This window comes from Nocardiopsis sp. MT53 (assembly GCF_019598965.1).
Lineage (GTDB): Bacteria > Actinomycetota > Actinomycetes > Streptosporangiales > Streptosporangiaceae > Nocardiopsis > Nocardiopsis changdeensis.
Genome location: NZ_CP080599.1, coordinates 3,394,389 through 3,414,221, shown reverse-complemented (window position 1 = coordinate 3,414,221; position 19,833 = coordinate 3,394,389). Strand labels below are relative to the sequence as shown.

General features: G+C 74.0%; 17 protein-coding genes. 8 read left to right on the top strand and 9 right to left on the bottom strand.

Annotated features, from left to right (window positions below):
- The first annotated feature begins 243 nt into the window (after positions 1-243).
- Entirely contained in the window at positions 244-708 is a 465-nt protein-coding gene (locus tag K1J57_RS15250; protein ID WP_220565066.1) for a hypothetical protein, read from the top strand.
- Positions 709-787: 79 nt separating this feature from the next.
- On the opposite strand, the gene hpf is transcribed toward K1J57_RS15250, so the two are convergent.
- The 6 genes from hpf to mtrA all read right to left on the bottom strand — a co-directional run bounded on the left by hpf (position 788) and on the right by mtrA (position 8,027).
- A complete protein-coding gene (gene hpf, locus K1J57_RS15245) occupies positions 788-1,462 on the bottom strand; it encodes a ribosome hibernation-promoting factor, HPF/YfiA family (RefSeq protein ID WP_220565065.1) in 675 nt (224 codons plus the stop codon).
- Positions 1,463-2,139: 677 nt separating this feature from the next.
- The gene (locus tag K1J57_RS15240) at positions 2,140-2,880 is read right to left on the bottom strand and encodes a ComF family protein (RefSeq protein ID WP_220565064.1); all 741 of its coding nucleotides are present in this window, start codon (positions 2,878-2,880) and stop codon (positions 2,140-2,142) included.
- Positions 2,881-2,961: 81 nt separating this feature from the next.
- Positions 2,962-3,381 (bottom strand): SgcJ/EcaC family oxidoreductase, encoded by a 420-nt coding sequence (locus K1J57_RS15235; RefSeq protein ID WP_220565063.1) that lies wholly within the window; start codon positions 3,379-3,381, stop codon positions 2,962-2,964.
- Positions 3,382-3,698: 317 nt separating this feature from the next.
- A complete protein-coding gene (locus K1J57_RS15230; RefSeq protein ID WP_255647078.1) occupies positions 3,699-5,591 on the bottom strand; it encodes an LpqB family beta-propeller domain-containing protein in 1,893 nt (630 codons plus the stop codon).
- Complete coding sequence (mtrB, locus tag K1J57_RS15225; protein ID WP_220565062.1) at positions 5,588-7,333, bottom strand: MtrAB system histidine kinase MtrB; 1,746 nt, start codon at positions 7,331-7,333, stop codon at positions 5,588-5,590. The genes K1J57_RS15230 and mtrB overlap by 4 nt, the downstream gene beginning before the upstream one ends.
- 16 nt (positions 7,334-7,349) lie before the next feature.
- Entirely contained in the window at positions 7,350-8,027 is a 678-nt protein-coding gene (gene mtrA, locus K1J57_RS15220; RefSeq protein WP_073376517.1) for an MtrAB system response regulator MtrA, read from the bottom strand.
- A gap of 446 nt (positions 8,028-8,473) precedes the next feature.
- On the opposite strand from mtrA, the gene K1J57_RS15215 reads away from it, so the two are divergent.
- The 6 genes from K1J57_RS15215 (at position 8,474) to K1J57_RS33985 (ending at position 16,370) form a co-directional block, all read left to right on the top strand.
- Positions 8,474-10,045, top strand: a complete 1,572-nt coding sequence (locus tag K1J57_RS15215; protein ID WP_220565061.1) for a glycerophosphoryl diester phosphodiesterase membrane domain-containing protein — start codon at positions 8,474-8,476, stop codon at positions 10,043-10,045.
- Positions 10,042-10,665, top strand: coding sequence for a DUF4129 domain-containing protein (locus K1J57_RS15210; protein ID WP_220565060.1), 624 nt, complete (start codon positions 10,042-10,044; stop codon positions 10,663-10,665). The genes K1J57_RS15215 and K1J57_RS15210 overlap by 4 nt, the downstream gene beginning before the upstream one ends.
- Positions 10,662-11,882: a DUF4350 domain-containing protein gene (locus K1J57_RS15205; RefSeq protein WP_220565059.1), complete on the top strand. Its 1,221-nt coding sequence runs from the start codon at positions 10,662-10,664 to the stop codon at positions 11,880-11,882. Before K1J57_RS15210 ends, K1J57_RS15205 begins: the two co-directional genes overlap by 4 nt.
- Before the next feature lie 46 nt (positions 11,883-11,928).
- Entirely contained in the window at positions 11,929-12,912 is a 984-nt protein-coding gene (locus K1J57_RS15200) for a MoxR family ATPase (protein WP_220565058.1), read from the top strand.
- Entirely contained in the window at positions 12,912-14,213 is a 1,302-nt protein-coding gene (locus K1J57_RS15195) for a DUF58 domain-containing protein (protein WP_220565057.1), read from the top strand. The genes K1J57_RS15200 and K1J57_RS15195 overlap by 1 nt, the downstream gene beginning before the upstream one ends.
- 120 nt (positions 14,214-14,333) lie before the next feature.
- Positions 14,334-16,370, top strand: coding sequence for a tetratricopeptide repeat protein (locus K1J57_RS33985; RefSeq protein ID WP_220565056.1), 2,037 nt, complete (start codon positions 14,334-14,336; stop codon positions 16,368-16,370).
- Here K1J57_RS33985 and K1J57_RS15185 read toward each other — a convergent pair.
- Both K1J57_RS15185 and K1J57_RS15180 read right to left on the bottom strand, forming a co-directional pair.
- Positions 16,326-16,508, bottom strand: coding sequence for a DUF397 domain-containing protein (locus K1J57_RS15185; protein ID WP_220565055.1), 183 nt, complete (start codon positions 16,506-16,508; stop codon positions 16,326-16,328). The two genes, K1J57_RS33985 and K1J57_RS15185, sit on opposite strands and share 45 nt — an antisense overlap.
- A gap of 42 nt (positions 16,509-16,550) precedes the next feature.
- The gene (locus K1J57_RS15180; protein ID WP_220565054.1) at positions 16,551-17,555 is read right to left on the bottom strand and encodes a stage II sporulation protein M; all 1,005 of its coding nucleotides are present in this window, start codon (positions 17,553-17,555) and stop codon (positions 16,551-16,553) included.
- A gap of 114 nt (positions 17,556-17,669) precedes the next feature.
- On the opposite strand from K1J57_RS15180, the gene K1J57_RS15175 reads away from it, so the two are divergent.
- The gene (locus tag K1J57_RS15175; RefSeq protein ID WP_220565053.1) at positions 17,670-18,485 is read left to right on the top strand and encodes an RDD family protein; all 816 of its coding nucleotides are present in this window, start codon (positions 17,670-17,672) and stop codon (positions 18,483-18,485) included.
- Positions 18,486-18,524: 39 nt separating this feature from the next.
- On the opposite strand, the gene K1J57_RS15170 is transcribed toward K1J57_RS15175, so the two are convergent.
- Complete coding sequence (locus K1J57_RS15170) at positions 18,525-19,787, bottom strand: adenosylhomocysteinase (RefSeq protein WP_220565052.1); 1,263 nt, start codon at positions 19,785-19,787, stop codon at positions 18,525-18,527.
- Between the last annotated feature and the right edge of the window lie 46 nt (positions 19,788-19,833).

The window sequence follows — 19,833 nt, the reverse complement described above, 5'->3', positions numbered from 1 at the left end:
ACAGGACCGGGCATCGTGCCCGGTGCCGGGGAGCGGAGACCCGGTCGGCGGGGGCGGCGGGCCCGGCGGGCCGCGTTCATCCACCGGATCCGGGTAGACCCTTCGATAGACGCCCGGCCCGTGCCGGAGCGGCCGGGCTGACGACATGAGCGTTCAGGGGGGACCGCCATGCGAACCGGTGAAGGGCCCGAGAGGGCGCAGACCGCGGAGAACGGGGCTCCATCGCCCCGCACACCCGTGGAGGTGCTCGACGACCTGATCGAGAGACGGCGGCACCCGTCGTCGTCCGACCCCAGCCTGGGCTGGGAACAGCACCATCCCGACGACGAGCAGCGTTTCGGCCGCATCCGGGGCTTCCAGCGCCAGGGCGGCAGCCTGGCGCCGACCGGACGGCACCGGGGCCGGGCCGGGTCCTGGGTGGTGGTGGCACTGGCCGTGGCCGGGGCCGTCGTGGTCGCGATCGCCATCGTGCAGGGGATGCCCGTGTGGCTGCTGGTGGTCGCCGGCGTGCTGTTCGCCGCGGCGCTGGTGCTGGCCGCGGTCACCCGCATCTTCGAGGACGTGGTGCTCGACGCCCCGTCGGTGGAGCCGGAGGAGCCGCACGGCGTCTCGCTGCACCGGATCCGCAAGGAACAGCGGCGCGAGCGCCGGGATGGGCTGAGGCAGCGGCGGCGCGGCCGGAGGGCGCGGGGCGCCACCGCCGTGTAGTCCGACCGGGCCCACGGGGGCGGCGGGCCGCGAGGCCCGCCGCCCCCGTGACCGCCTCGACCCTCGGGGAGGGGCCGGGTCAGTCGACGAGGCGGATGACCCCGTAGTTGAAGCCCTTACGCCGGTAGACGACGCTGGGCGCGTCCTTGACCTCGTCGTGGAAGAGGAAGAAGTCGTGTCCGACGAGCTCCATCTCCATCAGCGCCTGGTCGATGCTCATGGGCTTGGCCTGGTGGGACTTCTCCCGAACGATGAGGGGACCCTCCCCCTGGGTGTCGAGCTCGACGAACTCGTCCGAGAAGCCCGCCCGTCCGGCACCGGAGTCGGCGTCCTCCTCCGTGCTGCGGCGGGCCGGGGGCGCCTGCACGATCGTGTCCTCGGGGGGCAGGTCTCCGGGCAGGTGCGCGGTGGCCGAGGAGACGGAGACGGGGGCCCGGGTGCCCCGGTGCACCTTGCGGCGGTCGGCGGCCTTGCGCAGGCGCGCCTCGATCTTGTCGATGGCCAGGTCCAGGGCGCCGTGCCGGTCCACGGCGGCCGCCTCGCTGCGAACGACGGGGCCGTTGCCGTTCGAGCGGATGGTGAGCTCGACGCGTTCCTTCACGTCGGCGAGCTTGGGATTGCGTTCCGTGGACACCTCCACATCGACGGTCATGCCCTTCTTCTCCCACTTGGAGAGCCTGTCGAGCTTGTTCTCGACGTGCTGTCGGAACTTGTCGCTCACACCGGTGCGTCGACCCTTGACGATGATGTCCATAGGACCCCCTTCATCGCGTGGCCGTCGGGAAGGTGACGGCCAGCCTGGCTTCTGCACCTTCCGTCGTTCGGGGGACGGAAGGGTCTCGCGCTGTCAGCCCCCTTCTGCGGGTGATCCGGTTCTGCGCGGATCACGTCTCGGTTGAAAGTGCGTATACCCACCGGGGACACGGTCATCACCCGTCCCACGCACATGATCGCGGGTAGCCCTGAACTGGGGAAAGGGACTTTCGTCGCGGCCGGGGGAAAAGCGGCACACGAGGGGTTCCCCGGGGGCTCGCCCGATGGCGAGGCCCCCGATGGGATGCCACCCGTCCGGCCGACCTGGTCTTCGTCCCCACATCCGCCTGCTGAGAGTGTCGCCGCTCTTGTCCGCGACTACTGCTCTTCTCCCTGTCGTGAGGGACATCGGGACCCTCCGCGGGGCAGGGCTTACCTCTAAGGCGCACCGTGATCGGTCGACGAAAAGTCGCCTTACGTGGGCCGTTTCGCCTGCGCCTGGCATCGGCTTGCCGGAGGAGTGCCCTGGTCTTCCCAGGAACACCGGAACTCCGACGCAACCACGGACCCGGACGGGTGCCATACGGTGACCGTAACCTGTCCTGGCGAGGATGTCAGGTGGCGACCCCGGCGCCAAGGCCCGGAAAAACACCGCGAACCCCTGTACACAAGGACTTTTCATGGTTTCGGGGGCGTTCGTAAAACCTTCTCTCCGTGGAACGGGGTCTCACCTCCGTCGGCCGTCGGAAGGCGCTCGGCGAGCACCACCGCACCGGCCACACGCAGCCCGGCGGCGCGCAGCGCGCGCGTCGCCTCGGCCAGTGTCGCGCCCGTGGTGACGACGTCGTCGACCACCACGGCACGGCGGCCGGCCGCCCACGCCGGGACCGGGTCCGCGCGGAACGCGCCCACCCGGTTGGCCAGCCGCTCCCGGCGGCCCAGGCCCGCCTGGCGCCGCACCCGGCCCCGGTGGCGCAGCAGCGGCAGGAGCGTTCCGCCGCGGTGCTCCCCGCAGGCCGCGACCGCGACCCGGGCCACCGGGGCGCGCGGATCGTGCGGCGGCCCGCGCCCGGGGATCGGCACCAGCAGGGTGTCGATGCCGACGAGACCGCTCGCCTCGCAGACCGCCGCCAGGCGCCCGCCCCACACGCGGGCCAGTGTGTCGTCGCCCTCCTTGTAGGCGAGCAGCACCCGGCGGTGCAGCCCGGCGTAAGGGCCGGCCGCCCAGACCGGCGGGCACCCCGGGCGCGGCGCGCACCGGTGCGGCCGCCGCACCAGCGCGTCGCGGCACATGGGGCACAGCGGCGCGCCGCCCCCGGCCGGTCCCGCGCACCCGGGGCAGGCCCGTGGGAGCAGCAGGTCCAGGAGCGCGTCCCGGATCCGCACGAGTGCCCTGACAAGGGCCTTCCCGACATCCATACTTCGAGGATCGGCGACCGGGGGCGGCCCCGCCACCCCCTCCCCGAACCTGTGGAAAACCCGGGCGGCGGGTGTCGGGTGTCAGGTGTCGATGATCTCGGTGTTCTGATTGGCGGTGAGCAACCAGCGGTCGCCCTCCTTGGTCATCACGTACATGGGGCTGCCCTGGTTGCCGATCTGCGCGCCGTCGGGGTCGCGGTAGGTCGCGCGGGCCTTGACCGCGGCGACGTCGGGCCGCAGGAACAGCACGTGCTCGACCTCGTAGAAGACCGTCCCCTCCTGCACGGAGCCCGGCAGGACCCTGCGCGTGAACGCGGCGATCTCGTCCCGGCCGAACAGCCGTTTGCCGTGCCCCGTGGTCCAGATCGCGTCCTCGCGGAACAGGCCGATGAACTCCTCGGGCAGCCTCTCGCGCTGGGAGTGTTCGAGCGCCGCGACCACCGCGCGCAGGCGCTCGGTCTCGGTCTCGCGGGTCATATCGTCCGGCTGTGTCGTGTCCATGACCCGAGCATCGAGCCTCAACTATGGTTGAGGTCAACCCCCGGGCGTCGACCAGTCCTCGGAGGCCGCCCCTGGGGGGGTCGGCCCCCGGCGGCCGCCGGATCAGCCCGGGAAGGTCGGGGAGCTGCCCTCCACCGCGGTGGTCGAGGTCGACCCCCGGGCGTCGACCAGTCCTCGGAGGCCGCCTCCGTGGGGGCGGCCCCGGATCAACCCGGAAAGGTCGGGGGCCGCCCTCCACCGCGGTGATCGAGGTCGACCCCCGGGCATCGACCGACCCTTGGAGGCCGTCCCCGGGGGGTCGGCCCCCGGCGGCCGGATCAGCCCGGGAAGGTCGGGGAGCTGCCCTCCACCGCGGTCTGCCAGTTCAGGCGGTCGTTGGAGATCCAGATGTTGCCGTCGTCGGTGCCCGCCACCAGGGGCTGGCCCGGCGCGCCGGAGATGGTGACCAGCCCGGTGACCGAGTTGCCGGCGCTGGAGGGCGGGGTGCCGCCGTCCAGGGCGACGAGGAACACCTGGTCGGTGCCGGCCTCGCGGCGGCCCAGCACGGCCAGCTGGTCGGCCGACCTCCAGGAGATCTCCGTGACCTCCTCCAGCTCACCGGCCAGGGGCACGAAGTCCTCCACCGACACCCGGCCGTCCTCGTCGGTGACCACCCGGCCCACCTTGAGCGAGCGCCGGCCGTCCACCTCGGTGACCACGGCGGCGCGCGCGCCGTCGCGGGACACCCGGAAGTGCACCAGGGACTCGTCGCGCAGGTCGCCGACGTCCACCCGGACCACCTCCTGGGCGTCGCGCAGCACCCAGACCGCGGAGGCCCCCGGCTCCGGCGGGGCCGGGTCCGCGAGCGTCTCGGGGTCGGCGGGGGGATCGGAGGGCTCCTCCTCGGACCCGTTCCCGGACCCGTCCCCCTCTCCGTCCCCGGGGTCGTCCTCCGGGCCGCCGGTCTCCTCGACCACCCACAGGTTCCCGTCGATGTCCCAGGACAGCTCGGTGAAGGCGCCCTTGTCGAGGACCTCCTCGACCGCGGCGCCGGGCGCGGAGGCGGAGGTCACGACCGTCTCGCCGCCCATGGTGATGCCCGCGACGGTGCTCTCGTCGATGGAGACGGCGAACCGCTCCAGGAGGACGTCGCCCGCGCCCAGCGGCCCCGGGACGCGCTCGGCGTCGCCGAAGACGTCGGTGTCCCACTCCGAGGCGGACCAGAGCTGCCCCTCGTGGGAGTAGTAGGCGCGCACCCCCGAGCGCAGCGCCCCCGGGCCGACCCCGTTCCAGAACGTGCTGGCGGGCCGGGGCCGGTCGGCGCTGTCGCCGTCGGCGGCCGCGAACGCCACCTCCTCGCCGTTCACGACCAGCGTGAACTCCTGCACGTCCGGGATCTGGCGCAGCGTCCAGGCGATCTGGGCGCCCAGCCGGAACTCGTCGATGTCGCCGACGCGGTCCAGCTCCACCACGACGCTCTCCGCGTCCACGGTCACGCCGACCCGGGAGTCCTCGGGGAACTCCGAGCGCACCGCGGGTCCCAGCCAGGAGGTCGGCCCCTCCCCCAGGCGCGCCAGCAGCCGCTCGGCCAGCCGGTCGGTGCTCACCGGGAGGTAGATCGGGTCGGGCACCAGGGAGGTGCCCTCCGGGTTGAAGTAGTACAGGTTGAACGGCCGGTGGGTGCGCTCCACGTCGAGCTGGCTGAGGATCAGGTCGTCGGGCAGGCTCTGGATCCGCCATTCGCCCTCGGGGTCGCCGTCCTCGCGGGCGAGCGTGAACGTCTCGTCCATCAGCGTCCCCGGGGTGCCGGGGCGGTACTTGCCGTCCTCGTCGATGGTGGCGACCAGCGGGGTGCGCATCCGCACGGTCGCGGTGAGCCCGTCCTCGGACACCTCGGTCTCCAGGTCCACGGTGTCCAGGTCGGTGAAGACCTTGACGGACCCGTCCGGGGACCATTCCCGGCCGGTGTCGGGCAGCATGTAGATGCGGGCCGCCCCGTGGTCCTCCTCGAAGCTGCCCATGTCCTTGAGGAAGCTGCCGACCAGCCCGTCCGGGTTCATGCCCGCCTGCGGGCCGGCGGGCAGCAGCCGCACGTAGCCGCCGTAGGGGTCGGCGCTGCCGTCGCCGCCCTCGCCCGGGACCACCGGGCCGGTCATCGGCACGCTGGCGCACGAGGTGAGGAACAGGCAGGACAGCGCGGAGGCGCCGAACACCAGGAGGTTTCTGCTCACGGGTGGTCCTCTCCCCCCTCACGGGGGTAGGCGCGGCCCAGCGAGAACTCCGGGGGCACCAGCGGCAGCGGGGAGCCGCGCAGCTCGGCGCCCGCGAGCCGGGGCAGGGACAGGCGGAACTGGGACCCCTGGCCGGGCATGCCCCACGCCTGGAGCCAGCCGCCGTGCAGGGCGGCGTCCTCCTTGGCGATGGACAGGCCCAGTCCGGTGCCCCCCGTGGTGCGCACCCGCGCCGGGTCGGCCCGCCAGAAGCGGTCGAAGCACAGGTGCTCCTCGCCCTCCTTGAGGCCGACGCCGTAGTCGCGCACGGCGACGGCGACGGCGTCGCGGTCGCCCGCGGCGGTGACCACCACGTCGCGCCCCTCGCTGTGCTCGATGGCGTTGACCACCAGGTTGCGCAGGATGCGGTTGATCCGCCGGGGGTCGTACTCGGCGACGCACGGGTCGGCGGGCAGCCGCATGACGACCTTGATGCCGCGCTTCTCGGCGATCTGCTCGGCGTCGCCGACCGCCTTCATCACGGCGTCGCGGATGTCGGAGGGCTCGGTCCCCAGGGTGGCCGCGCCCGCGTCGTGGCGGCTGATCTCGAGCAGGTCGGCGAGCAGTTCCTCGAACCGCTCCACCTGGCTCTGCAGCAGCTCGACCGAGCGGCGCATGGCGGGTTCGAGCTCGTCGCGGTCGTCGAAGAGCAGGTCGCCGGCCATCTTGATGGTGGTGAGCGGGGTCCGCAGCTCGTGGGAGACGTCGGAGACGAACTGGCGCTGGAGCTTGGACAGCTCCTCCAGCTCCTGGATCTTCTCCTGGAGGGTCCCGGCCATGTCGTTGAAGGACACGGCCAGGCGCGCCAGGTCGTCCTCGCCCTGGACGGTCATGCGCTCGGACAGGTCGCCCGCGGCCAGCCGCTCGGCGGACTGGGCGGCGGAGCGGACCGGCGAGACGACCTGGCGGGTGACGACGTAGGCGATGAGGCCTAGGAGGACGACCAGCAGCGCGCCGACCAGGACGACGGTGCGCTGGACCAGGTCGAGGATCTCCTGCTCGTGCTGGAGCGGGAAGACGTAGTACAGCTCGTAGGCGTGGGTGAGCTCGGCGCCCACGACCAGGGCGGGCTCCTCGGTGCCCTCCGCCTCGTTCATGATGCGCGCGTAGGTGTGGTACTGCTGGTCGCCCATCGAGTCGCCGACCTGGTCGATGAGCCGTTCCGGGACGCTCAGGTCGAGCTGCTTGTCCGGGGACTCCTCGCCCACCCAGCCGAGCTCGTCGTCCACGGATGGGAGGATGACGACCCCGTACAGGCCGGTGTCGCCGCTGCGCCCGGCGAGCTCGCTGACGATGTTGTACATCAGCCGGTCGCGGTCGCCGGTCTCGTTCTCCTGGATCTCGGCGAGCGCGTAGTTGAGCCCGGCGCGGTGGTCGTTGACCGCGGTGGCGATCTTGGCGTCCAGCAGCCCGCTGCGCACCTGGGAGATGAGCACGTAGCCCAGGCCGGCCATGACCACCAGGGACAGCACCAGGGTCGTGGAGATGACCCGCAGGTGCAGGGAGCGGCGCCAGTTGGTGTGGACGCCGCGGACCAGCGCGCGGGCCGCCCGCTGGGCGAACAGGTACGCGCGGGTGAGCCCGGAGTCGGCGTCCCGGGCATCACGTCGGCCCCCTCCGGACTCGGTTCGTCCGGAGGGCCGGGGCGGCCGCTCCCCCTCGGGGTCGGCCCCCCGCTGCTCCTCGGGTGCGGCTGCGGTCATGGGCGCTTCGTGCGGATCAGGCCGTACCGGCCTTGTAGCCGACACCGCGGACGGTCACGACGACCTCCGGGTGCTCGGGGTCCTTCTCGATCTTGGCGCGCAGGCGCTGCACGTGCACGTTGACCAGGCGGGTGTCGGCGGCGTGGCGGTAGCCCCAGACCTGCTCGAGCAGGACCTCGCGGGTGAACACCTGGCGCGGCTTGCGGGCCAGGGCGACCAGCAGGTCGAACTCCAGCGGGGTGAGGCTGATCTGCTCGCCGTCGCGGCGCACGGCGTGCCCGGCGACGTCGATGGTGATGTCGCCGATCTGGAGCACCTCGGGCGCGGGCTCCTCGGTGCGGCGCAGGCGCACGCGGATGCGGGCGACGAGCTCCTTGGGCTTGAACGGCTTGACGATGTAGTCGTCGGCGCCCGACTCCAGGCCCAGCACGACGTCGATGGTGTCGCTCTTGGCGGTGAGCATGACGATCGGCACGCCGGACTCGGCGCGGATCTGGCGGCACACGTCGATGCCGTCGGCGCCGGGCAGCATCAGGTCGAGGAGGACCAGGTCGGGCTTGGTCTCGCGGAAGGCCTCGAGGGCCTTGTCGCCGTCGTGGACGAACGAGGGCTCGAAGCCCTCGCCGCGCAGCACGATGCCGAGCATCTCTGCGAGGGCGAGGTCGTCGTCGACAACCAGTACACGTCCCTTCATCGGTGTGTCCGGCGCCGGGCGTCGGTCCCACCCTGTGGGGCGGAGTTCGCGGCGCCTACTCCTCTCTCCTCGGAAGAACACGAACGTCGTCGGTGCGGTCTACGGGTGCGCCGCCACGGTCCGACGCGGGGAACCGTCATTGTCCCCCACCCTGCCATCTCCTGGAGCGGTGGGAGGCGCGGTCGATGTCTTTGGGACCTTCCGGGGCCGATTTCGGCCACTTCGGGCGTCCTCCCTGGCCGGGAGGGTGATGGCGCCCTTGATAACGCCCGACCGGTTGGTAACAGAAAGCATACAAAAAGAATGAAGTGCGTCGGTTGCCCGTGAAGGGGCCCGGACCGTGCCCGACTTCGGGGGAACCGGCCGGTAGGTTGTTCTTCGAGACGTGAATGCGGAACCCGGTCCGCTTGCGCAGCGTAACCGAACCTCACGGAGGGCGGGGGCAGATGACCCAGGAGGACGACCACCGGAACCCGTCGGGGGAGACCCCGGAGGCGCCCGCCGACGGTGGATCGCCCGTGCCCGACGCCCGGAACGGCGCCGGGGGCGCGGAGTCCTGGGCCGCTCCGGGGCAGGGGGGCGACCCCGCCGGGGCACAGGGCGCGCCGGGGTCCGCGGAGCCGCGGTATCCGTCCCAGTACCCGTCCTTCGCGCCGCCCGCGGGCGGCGCCCCCGCGGAGAGCGCACCCGCCGGGTTCGCCGCACCGGGTTCGGGCGAGCCCGCGGCGCAGGAGCACGGGGCGCCCGGGTACGGACAGCAGGGGTACGGGCAGCAGGCCCACCAGCAGCCCGCGTACGGACAGCAGGCGTATGGACAGGCGGCGTACGGACAGGCGCCCGCGCAGGGGTTCGCCGCCCCCGGGTACGGCCCGCAGCCCGGACAGGGCCCCTGGGCCGGCCCCCACACCGGTCCGCAGACCGGCCAGTGGCAGGCGGCCCCGGGGCAGTACCCGCAGGGACCGGGCCAGGGCCAACCGGGATATGGGTACGCACCCCAGGCTCCCAAGCCCGGCGTGGTGGCGCTGCGCCCGATGACCCTCGGGGACATCCTCAACGGCGCGTTCACCCTCATCCGCCGCAACCCGAAGACCATGGTCGGCCTGTCGCTGGTCATCATGGCCGTCACCGGCGTGATCTCCTCCGTCGGCTTCGGCAGTTACATGTCCACGTACGGGGAGTTCGTCGACCGGATACTGAACGACCCCCTGGCCATCGACCCCAACGACCCGGTGCCGTTCGGGCCGTGGACCCTGATCGCCATGTACGCGGGCAGCCTGCTGTCCTCCCTCGGAATCGCCATCGCCACCGGCCTGCTCACGGCGACGGTCGGCATGGCGGTGCTGGGCGGCAAGCTCTCCCCTTCCCAAGCCTGGTCCTCCGTCAAGGGGCGGATGTGGCCGGTGATCGGGCTGGCACTGTTGCGGCTGCTCATCGACGCGGTCATCGCCACCGTTGCCGTGTTCCTCGGCGTGGGAGGGTTCCTGCTCGGCCTCCTGATGATCAGCGGGGGCAGCGACGTGGCCGGGGCCGTCGTCGCAGCACTCGGCCTCGTCGGTGCCGCCCTCTTCTGGCTCGTGGTCCGGGTCTGGATCTTCGTGCGGATCAAGTTCGCGATGCCCGCCGTCGTTCTGGAGCGCATCGGTGTCGGTTCCGCGCTGGGCCGCTCGTGGCGGCTGACCCAGGGCAGCTGGTGGCGGATCGTCCTCATCCTGTTCTTGACGATCATCATCGTCTACTTCGTAAGCAACATCCTGATCAGCCCGTTCACCATCGGCGGGATCGTGCCCGCGGTCATGTTCCCGGGCGCGCTGTGGGCGGCCGTCCTCGCCGGGGCACTGATGTTCATCGGCCAGGCGCTGACCTACGCCATCGTGACCCCGTTCGAAGTGGGTGTGACCACCCTGCTCTACGTCGACCTGCGGATGCGGCGCGAGGGCCTGGACCTGAAGCTGCACACCGCGGCCCTGTCCGGCCGCGAGGTCGGCCCGGAGATCTACCTGCCGGAGCAGCGGGCGTGACGGCGCCGTTCGCGGCCGTCCTGGAGGTGACCGGGGACGAGGGGCGCCGCCGCGCCGTCGAGGAGCTGAGCGACCCGGTGTACGGGCAGCAGGAGCCCTCCCTGCTGGAACGTTTCCTGGAATGGCTCTCCAACCTGGAGGTCCCCGTCCCGGGCGTCGGCGGCGGGTGGGCCACCGCGGTCCTGCTCGTCGTGGTCGCGCTGCTGGTGCTCTGGCTCGTCCTGTGGCTGCGCCCCTCTCGGACCCGCCGCGGCGAGGGCGCCGTCCACCGGACCGCGCCCCGGTCGGCGGCCGACCACCGCGCGGCCGCACTGGCCCACGAGGAGGCCGGGGAGTACACGGCCGCCGTCACCGAGCGGATGCGCGCGATCAGCGTCGACCTGGAGGACCGCACGATCATCTCGCCGCGCGCCGGGCGCACGGCCACGGAGCTGGCCGCCGAGGCCGCGAAGGCGCTGCCCGGCGAGGCCGGGGGGCTGCGCGAGGGCGCCCGCCTGTTCAACGACGTCGTCTACGGCGACCGCCCGGCGACCGCCGACACCGCCCGGGTGCTGCGTGAGCTCGACGAGCGCCTGCGCGCGGCCCGCCCGGCCCTGGACCCCGAGGAGGCGCGCGGATGACCGTCCACTCCCCCGAGGCCCCCGCCGGCCCGGTCGCCGCCGTCGACCCGGTACCCCCCGTCGGCGCTCCCCCGGAGTCGGCCGTCCGCCGCTTCTGGCGGGCCGCCCGCTTCCCCGCGATCCTGGCGGCCTCGCTCGTCGTGGTGTCCGTGCTGATGTCGCTGGGCGGGGAGCAGTTCCCCACCGGCCACCTGGAGCCCGGCAGCGTCGCCCCGGACGGCACCCGCGCCCTGGTGAACGTGCTGGGCGAGGACCGCGAGGTCGAGGTGGTCCGCTCCTCCGGCGACGCCGCCGACGCGGTCGGCGCCGCCGAGGACGCGGTCCTGGTCGTGTTCCTGGACCACCGGCTGCTGCCCGAGGAGCTGGACCGGCTGGCCGCCCTGGACGTGGACACCGTCCTGGTGCGCCCCTCGGTGCGGTCACTGTCGGCGTTCGCCCCCGGGGTGGAGATGACCGGCCGCGAGCTGCCCCGCGACATCCTGGAGCGGCCGCTGGAACCGCACTGCGACCTGCCCGCCGCCGAGGCCGCGGGCCCCGCGTACGTGCACGGCGAGCTGTACACCGCCGCTCCGGGGACCGACGCCGTGGGCTGCTACCCGGCCGGAGCCGGCGACGCCCTGGTACAGGTGACCGAGGACGGCACGACCACCACCGTGCTGGGCAACGGGAACCCGTGGACCAACCGGCTCCTGGACCGGGGCGGCGACGCCGCCCTGGCCCTCAACCTGCTGGACGCCGGGACCGTCGTGTGGCTGCGCCCCGACCCGCCCCAGCAGGAGGGGACGGCCTCGCTGCCCGAGCTGCTGCCCGCCGGGGTGCGCTGGTCCCTGCTGCCGCTGGCGGCGGGCCTGGTGCTGCTCGTGCTGTGGCAGGGCCGCCGCATGGGCGCGCTGGTGCCCGAGTCGCTGCCGGTGGTGGTGCGCGCCTCGGAGACCACCGAGGGGCGGGCCGGGCTGTACCGTTCGCGCGCGGCGCGCGACCGGGTGGTCGGCGCGCTGCGCGCGGGCTTCCTGGACCGGCACACCGCCCGGCTGGGGCTGGGGCCGGACGCCCCGCCCGACGCGGTGGTCGCGGCGGTCGCCGAGCGCACCGGGGACGACCCGGAGGCCGTGCGCGGGCTGCTGTACCCGCAGGGGGCCGACCCGTACGCGGCCGACGACGGCGGCCTGCTGCGGCTGGCCGCCGAACTGGACGAGCGGTCCCGGAGGCTGCGGTGACCGGACCGACGGAGAATTCCGACAGAGCGAGAGAGGTGGACGGCACGTGAGCGCCTTCACACACGAGGCACCCCCCTCGGCCGATGAGGCGCGGCAGGCCCTGGTCGCCCTGCGCCGCGAGGTGGCCAAGGCGGTCGTGGGCCAGGACGAGACGGTGACCGCGCTGGTCGTGGCGCTGCTGTGCCGCGGCCACGTACTGCTGGAGGGTGTGCCCGGTGTCGCCAAGACGCTGCTGGTGCGCACCGTGTCGGCGGCCCTGTCGCTGGACCACAAGCGGGTGCAGTTCACCCCCGACCTGATGCCCGGCGACGTGACGGGGTCGCTGGTGTACGACCAGAACACCGCCAGGTTCGAGTTCCTCAAGGGCCCGGTGTTCACCAACCTGCTGCTGGCCGACGAGATCAACCGGACCCCGCCCAAGACCCAGGCGTCGCTGCTGGAGGCCATGGAGGAGCGGCAGGTGACGGTGGAGGGGCGCCCGATGGCGCTGCCCGACCCGTTCCTGGTGGCCGCCACCCAGAACCCGGTGGAGTACGAGGGCACCTACCCGCTGCCCGAGGCGCAGCTGGACCGGTTCCTGCTCAAGGTGACGGTCCCGCTGCCGCCGCGGGAGGCCGAGGTGGAGATCCTGGGCCGCCACGCCGCCGGGTTCGACCCCGGCGACCTGGGCGCCGCCGGGGTGACCGCGGTGGCGGGGGCCGCCGACCTGCACGCGGCCCGCCGTGCCGTGGAGACCGTGCGGGTGGCCCCCGAGGTGCTCGGGTACATCGTGGACCTGTGCCGGGCCACCCGGCAGTCGCCGTCGCTCCAGCTGGGCGCCTCCCCGCGCGGTGCGACGGCCCTGATGCGCACATCCCGGGCGTGGGCGTGGCTGTCGGGCCGCGACTACGTGACCCCCGACGACGTGAAGGCGCTGGCCAAGGGCACCCTGCGGCACCGGATCTCGCTGCGCCCGGAGGCGGAGCTGGAGGGCGCGACCACGGACGGGATCCTGGAGGGCGTGCTGTCCTCCGTCCCGGTGCCGCGCTGATGGTGGTCACCGGCCGGGCGGTCCTGCTCGCGGGGGTGCTGACCGTCGCCGTGGCGTTCTCCGGCTCCCTGGGCCCGTGGGCGGCCGCGGCCGCCGTCGCCGCCCTGGTGGTGTCGGTCGCCGTCGACGTGCTGCTGGCGGCGAGCCCCCGGGCGCTGCGGCTGTCCCGGGCGGGCGACACGTCGCTGCGGCTGGGGGACGCCGCCTCCGTCGAGGTCACCGTGGCCAACCCGACGCGGCGCCGCCTGCGCGGGACCGTCCGCGACGCCTGGCCGCCGAGCGCGCACGCCGGGCCCCGGGTGCAGCCGCTGCGGGTGGACGCGGGCGAGCGGCGCCGGGTGCGCACGACGCTCGTCCCGACCCGGCGGGGCGACGCCCGCGCCGCCGGGGTGACCGTGCGCAGCCTGGGCCCGCTGCGGCTGGCCGGACGGCAGCGCACGCTGCCGGCGCCGTGGACGGTGCGGGTGCTGCCGCCGTTCCACAGCCGCCGCCACCTGCCCGGGAAGCTGTCGCGGCTGCGGGAGCTGGAGGGCCAGCACACGGCGATGGTGCGCGGCCAGGGCAGCGAGTTCGACTCCCTGCGCGACTACGTGCCCGGGGACGACGTGCGGTCCATCGACTGGCGGGCCAGCGCGCGCAACGACGGGGTGGTGGTACGCACCTGGCGCCCCGAACGGGACCGGCGCATCCTCATCGTGCTCGACACCGGCCGCACCTCCGCGGGCCGGGTGGGCGACACGCCCCGCCTGGACCACGCCATGGACGCGGCCCTGCTGCTGGCCGCGCTGGCGGGCAAGGCGGGCGACCGGGTGGACTTCCTGGCCTACGACCGCCGGGTGCGGGCGCAGGTCAAGGCGGCCGGCAAGGGCAGCCAGGTGCACCGGATCGTGGAGGCGATGGCCCCGCTGGAGGCTGAGCTGCTGGAGTCCGACCCTGCGGGCATGGCGAGCGCGATCCTGACCGCCCAGGGCCGGACCCGCTCACTGGTCGTGCTGCTCACCGACCTCAACGCGGCGGCACTGGAGGAGGGGCTGCTGCCCCGGGTGCCGGCGCTGACCGCGCGGCACCTGCTGCTGGTCGCGGCCGTGCAGGACCCCGCCGTGACGGCGATGGCGGCCGGTCGCGACGACTCCGCGGCCGTGTACCGGGCGGCCGCCGCCGAGCGCACGCTGGCCGAGCGGCGCCGGGTGACGGCGGAGCTGCGCCGGGTCGGGGTGGAGGTCGTGGACGCCGAGCCCGAGCACATCGCCCCGGCGCTGGCCGACGCCTACATCAACCTCAAGGCCCAGGGCCGCCTGTAGCGGCACGCGCCCCGGGGGCGGGGTGGCCGGAACCGGCCACCCCGCCCTTTCCCGTGCTCACCGAACCCGGGCGCGTGCGGTCCGCCCGCGGGCGGTGGGGCGCTCCGGCAGTATGTGGGCATGGACTCTTCCCCCGGAACCCATGTGAACTCGGTGGACGGCGACGTGTACGGGCGGCTGGTCCAGGCGCGCGACATCCACAGCCTCACCATCAACGCCGGGGAGCGGCCCGCTCCCCCGCCGGGGGCGGACGTGGTGCTGGACCCGCCGCGCCCCGCGACGGCGGTGCGCGGCCGGGAGGGGCTGGTCGGGGAACTGCTGGCGGAGATGCGCGCCGGAGCGGCCGTGCCGCACGTGCTGACCGGGCCCGGCGGGTTCGGCAAGACCACGGTGGCGGCGGAGCTGGCCGGACGGGCGCGGGCCGAGGGGCGGACGGTGTTCTGGGTGCGGCCCGGCAGCGTCGCGGCGAGCATGATCGAGGTCGCCGTGGAGCTGGGCGGGTCGCGGCGGGAGGCCGAGGAGGTGCGGACCACCCGGCATCTGGCGATGCGGTGGGTGTGGCGGCACCTGGACGACGCGCCGCGGCCGTGGCTGCTGGTCATCGACAACGCCGACCGGCCCGAGGAGCTGGATCCGGAGAACCGGCCCGGCGACCAGCTGGGCTGGATGCGGGCCAGCCCGGGCGGGTTCGTTCTGGTGACGACGCGGGTGGACGACCCCGCCCAGTGGGCGCCCGCACGGATCCACCGGGTGGAGGCGCTGGAGGCGGGGGCCGCGGCGTCGGCGCTGGCCGACCACGCGGCGCTGGCGGGGACGGCCGGGGCGGAGGAGCTGGCGGAGCGGCTGGGCCGGGTGCCGCTGGCGCTGTCGCTGGCCGGGCGCATCCTGGCGACGCACCGGGTGCTGTTCCCCGACGCCCGCGCGCTGCTGGCGCGCCTGGAGGAGGGCGTGGACCGGCTGGACGAGCTGGCGGCGCCGTTCGTGACCGGGCCCGACGTGGACCGGCGGCTGCTGTCGGGCGTGTGGGACCTGTCGCTGCGGTCGGTGGCGGAGCGGGAGCCGTACGCCCGCCCCCTGCTCCAGGTCCTGGCGGTCCTGGGGTCGAACGCGGTGCCGGTGCCGCTGCGGCGGCTGCCCCCGGCGGAACTGGCGTCCGGTCCGCTGGAGGGCCTCGACGACGTGGGGCTGGCACGCGCCGTCAACGCCCTGATCGTGCACGGCCTGGTCGCCCTGGGCGAGCACGGCGGGGAGGCGGCGCTGCGGATGCACCCCCTGGTGGCGGAGACCGTCCGCGCGGGGATCGGCGACAGTGCGGTGACGGACATCGTCAGCGGTCTGCTCCAGTGGCGGCCCGACAGCGATTTCACCCTGGAGGCCTCCGCCTACACAGCGCTGGCCGGGGTCCTGGCCCGTGTGCACCACGCCCGGCATCCAACCGTCGTCCAGGCCTCCGTCGGGCGTTTCAGGGTCGCGATGCTGCTCGGGGACCGGATGGAGGCGGAGAGGTCCCTGGGCCGGCTCGTCGAAACGGCCGAAGCCGCCCTGGGCGGCACGCACCCGGAGACGCTGCGCGCCCGGCACGCCTGGGCCGATTCACTGCGCGCCCTGGACCGGTGGGGCGAGGCCCAGGAGATCTACCGCTCGGTCCACAGCGACCGTGTGTCCAGGCTCGGACCCGACCACCCCGACACTCTGAGCAGCCTGCACCAGGTCGCCCTCATCGCCGGGCTGCGTGGTGACCTGAAAGCCGCGGAACAGGGTTTTCAGACGGTACTGGCGGCCTACGAGGGGCGGGAGGAGGAACCGACCGCGCTCCACGCGCTGCAGAACCTCGCCTACATCCGCATGCTCCGCGGTGACAATGACGGAGCGGAGGCGGGCTTCCTCAGGGTCCGCGAAGCCTGGAGCCGTGTTCTGGGCGAGGATCACCCGAACACCGGCCAGGCCGATTACTTCCTGGCCCGCAACGCGGCCGAGCGCGGGGACCACGCCCGCGCCGCCGCGATGTTCGACGAGGTCGCCCGGACACGGGCCGCGGCCATGGGCGAGGAGAACACACTGGTCGTCCAGGCCCGTGAACGCGCGGAGCGGGCCAGGCAGGCCGTGAAGGGTTCAGACGCGCGCGGCCGAGGTGACGAGGGCGGACCACTCACGTGAGCCGACCGCCAGGACGACGGCGGACCGGTTCTGCGTGTCGCGCACCATGACACCGGCCGGAACCCCGAAGGCCACCTCGACACAGGCGTCCTCGAAGCTGCTGTAGGAGCTCTTGAACCAGTGGGGGGCTTCGCTCATGGGCCCGACACTGCCACACCCGGGCCCGGCGGGCCAGGGCCCTCAGGCCACCGGCACCGCCGCGGGCGCGTTCCTGATGTCCCCGGTCTCGCCCTCCAGGTGGGCCCGGCGGCCGACCACGAACACGTACAGCAGGAACAGCACCTCCGCCAGCACGCCGATCCCCAGCGCCACCGGGATCGGGATGTGCCCGGCGACCGTGTTCCCGGTGACCAGGCCCTCGATCAGGCCGGAGATGAACAGCACCACCGCGAGCCCCAGCGCCGCCGCCACCGCCGAGCGGCCCTCCTCGGCGAAGGCGCGCAGCCGGGTGCGGTCGCCGGGGGCGATGAGCGACCAGCCCAGCCGCAGGCCGATGCCGCCCGCCACGAACACGGCGGTCAGCTCCAGGAGGCCGTGCGGCAGGATCAGCCCGAAGAACACGTCGGCCCGGCCGTGGCCGATCATCAGCCCGGCCATGGCGCCCAGGTTCAGCGCGTTCAGCAGCATCACGTACAGCGTCGGCACCCCGAACGCGACACCGTACAGGATCGCCTGCGCCGCCACCCAGGCGTTGTTGGTCCACACCTGGGCGGCGAAGGAGCCCCGCGGGTTCTCGACGTAGTAGTTCGCGAACTCGTACTCGACCACCTGGGCGACGTACTCGGGCGTGCCCATCGCGTGCATCACCGCGGGGTCGGCGACGATCCACCAGGCCACGGCCGCCGCGATCCCGACGGTGCCCGCGGTCATGCCCAGCCACCACCAGCGCAGCCGGTACAGGATCGCGGGGAAGACCCGGGTGAAGAACCCCACGAGGTCGCGCCAGGCGGGGTCGTGGGCGCCGGTCACCGCGGAGCGGGCGCGCGCGACCAGCGCGGACAGGCGGCCCACCAGGGCGGGGTCCTGGCCGGAGGAGCGCACCACCGACAGGTGGGTGGACACCCGCTGGTAGAGGTCGACGAGTTCGTCGACCTCGGCGCCGTCGAGTCGGCGCCGTCGGCGGACCAGCCGTTCCAGGCGCTCCCAGTCCCCGTTGTGCGCCGCGGCGAAAACGTCGATATCCACGCAAGGGACCCTACCGTCTCGCGGCCCGGGAACGCCGCCGGTGGGAACGCGGTGCCCGGCCTGCGGGTAGTGTCGGGGTCGAAAGTTCCGTTCGGCCCCGAGGGAGCAGCACCGGTGTCCTATCCCGGCGGTGGTGAGGTGCGCGGCGACGCGTACGGTACGACGCCCCTGGTCACGGGGGACGCGGTGGTCCTGGACCTGCGCGCGGCGGGGTTCGCGACCCGTGCGGTGGCCTTGCTCATCGACGTGATCGTGCAGGGCGTGCTCTTCTTGCTGCACATGGTGCTGGTGGCCTGGATGGGCACCGCCGTGGACCCGGCGGCGACCGCCGCGGTGTTCCTGGGCGGCATGATCCTGATCTTCGTGGGATACCCGACGGCGTTCGAGACCATCTCGCGCGGCCGGTCCCTGGGCAAGATGGCGCTGGGCCTGCGCGTGGTCGGCACCGACGGGACGCCCGAGCGGTTCCGGCAGGCGCTGGCGCGGGCCCTGGCGGGGTTCTTCGAGATCTGGGCGACGACCGGCGTGATCGCGCTGATCACCTCGATGATCAGCAAGGACGGGCGCCGGGTCGGCGACTTCCTGGCGGGCACGATGGTCGTGGAGGAGCGTACGGGGCGCCCCCGCCAGGAGCACATCCCCATGCCGCCGTACCTGGCGGGCTGGGCGTCGGGGGCCGACCTGTCCCGGCTCGCGCCGGAGACGGCCGCCGCGGCCCGCCAGTACGTCCTGCGCTACTACGAGCTGGCCGAGCACACCCGCCACGAGATGGGCGTCCGGCTGGCCGACGCGGTGGCCGCGCAGATCAGCCCGCCCCCGCCGCCGGGCGTCGCGCCGGCGGACTTCCTCGCGGCCGTACTGGCCGAGCGCCGGCGCCGCCAGCAGATCGCCCTCCAGCAGCAGCGCTCCCAGCACCGCCCCGCCTCCTGACGCGCGCCGCCTCCCGGCCCGTGCCGGGGCGCGCCCCGGTCAGGGGTGCCAGGAGCGCAGGTAGGACTCCTGCTCGGGGGTGAGGGTGTCGATGGCGACGCCCAGGGCGGCCAGCTCCAGCCCGGCGACCTCGGTGTCGATCTCGTCCGGGACGTCCACGACGCCCGGGGCGAGGTCCGCGTGGGCGCGGGCCAGCCAGGCGGTGGTGAGGGCCTGCGCGGCGAACGACAGGTCCATGACGGCGGCCGGGTGCCCCTCGGCGGCGCCCAGGTTGACCAGGCGGCCCTCGGACAGCAGCAGGACCCGGCGGCCGTCGGCGAACTCGTACTCGTCGGCGTGCTCGCGCACCCCGCGGTCCACGGCGACCGCGAGCCGGTCCAGCGCGGCCAGGTCGATCTCCAGGTCGAAGTGGCCCGAGTTGGCGAGGATCGCGCCGTCGCGCATCAGCGCGAGGTGCTCCTCGCGGATCACGTCGCGGTTGCCGGTCGCGGTGACGAACACGTCCCCGACCGGGGCGGCGCTCTCCATCGCGGCGACCGTGTACCCCTGCATGACGGCGTCCAGGGCCTTGACCGGGTCCACCTCGGTGACGATGACGCGGGCGCCCATGCCGCGGGCGCGTTCGGCCAGGCCGCGCCCGCAGTAGCCGAACCCGGCGACGACAACGGTGCGGCCCGCGAGCATGGTGTTGGTGGCCCGCAGGATGCCGTCGATGGTGGACTGGCCGGTGCCGTACCGGTTGTCGAACATGCGCTTGGTGGCGGTGTCGTTGACGGCGACCATGGGCAGCCGCAGTTCGCCCTCGGCGCTCATGCGGCGCAGCCGGATGACGCCGGTGGTGGTCTGCTCGCAGCCGCCCAGGACGCCTTCGAGCAGGTCGGGGCGGGCGGCGTGCAGGGTGTGGACGAGGTCGCAGCCGTCGTCCAGCAGCAGGTGGGGCCGGGTCCGGAGCACCGTGACCAGGTTGCGGTCGTAGGAGGCGGGGTCCATCCCGGCCCAGGCGTGCACGGCCACCCCGTACTCGGCGACCAGCGCGGCCGCCGTGTCGTCCTGGGTGGAGAGCGGGTTGGAGGCGGCCAGGGCCACCTCGGCGCCGCCGGCGCGCAGGACGCGCAGCAGGTTGGCGGTCTCGGCGGTCACGTGCAGGCAGGCGGCGACGCGCAGCCCGGCCAGGGGCCGCTCCGCGGCGAAGCGCGCGTGGATACTGCGCAGCACCGGCATGGACCGCTCGGCCCAGGCGACCCGGCGCACCCCGGCCGGGGCCAGGGCCAGGTCGGCGACCTCGTGTGGAGTCCCGGTCATGGAGCCCGTTCTGTGGTGGCGGCTCCGGGGCCGGCGTGCGGCGCCG

Coding starts and splice junctions, on each gene's coding strand:
- hpf (WP_220565065.1), bottom strand. CDS start 1,462: ATGGACATCATCGTCAAGGGTCGACGCACCGGTGTGAGCGACAAGTTC.
- K1J57_RS15240 (WP_220565064.1), bottom strand. CDS start 2,880: ATGGATGTCGGGAAGGCCCTTGTCAGGGCACTCGTGCGGATCCGGGAC.
- K1J57_RS15235 (WP_220565063.1), bottom strand. CDS start 3,381: ATGGACACGACACAGCCGGACGATATGACCCGCGAGACCGAGACCGAG.
- mtrB (WP_220565062.1), bottom strand. CDS start 7,333: ATGACCGCAGCCGCACCCGAGGAGCAGCGGGGGGCCGACCCCGAGGGG.
- mtrA (WP_073376517.1), bottom strand. CDS start 8,027: ATGAAGGGACGTGTACTGGTTGTCGACGACGACCTCGCCCTCGCAGAG.
- K1J57_RS15215 (WP_220565061.1), top strand. CDS start 8,474: ATGACCCAGGAGGACGACCACCGGAACCCGTCGGGGGAGACCCCGGAG.
- K1J57_RS15205 (WP_220565059.1), top strand. CDS start 10,662: ATGACCGTCCACTCCCCCGAGGCCCCCGCCGGCCCGGTCGCCGCCGTC.
- K1J57_RS15195 (WP_220565057.1), top strand. CDS start 12,912: ATGGTGGTCACCGGCCGGGCGGTCCTGCTCGCGGGGGTGCTGACCGTC.
- K1J57_RS33985 (WP_220565056.1), top strand. CDS start 14,334: ATGGACTCTTCCCCCGGAACCCATGTGAACTCGGTGGACGGCGACGTG.
- K1J57_RS15185 (WP_220565055.1), bottom strand. CDS start 16,508: ATGAGCGAAGCCCCCCACTGGTTCAAGAGCTCCTACAGCAGCTTCGAG.
- K1J57_RS15170 (WP_220565052.1), bottom strand. CDS start 19,787: ATGACCGGGACTCCACACGAGGTCGCCGACCTGGCCCTGGCCCCGGCC.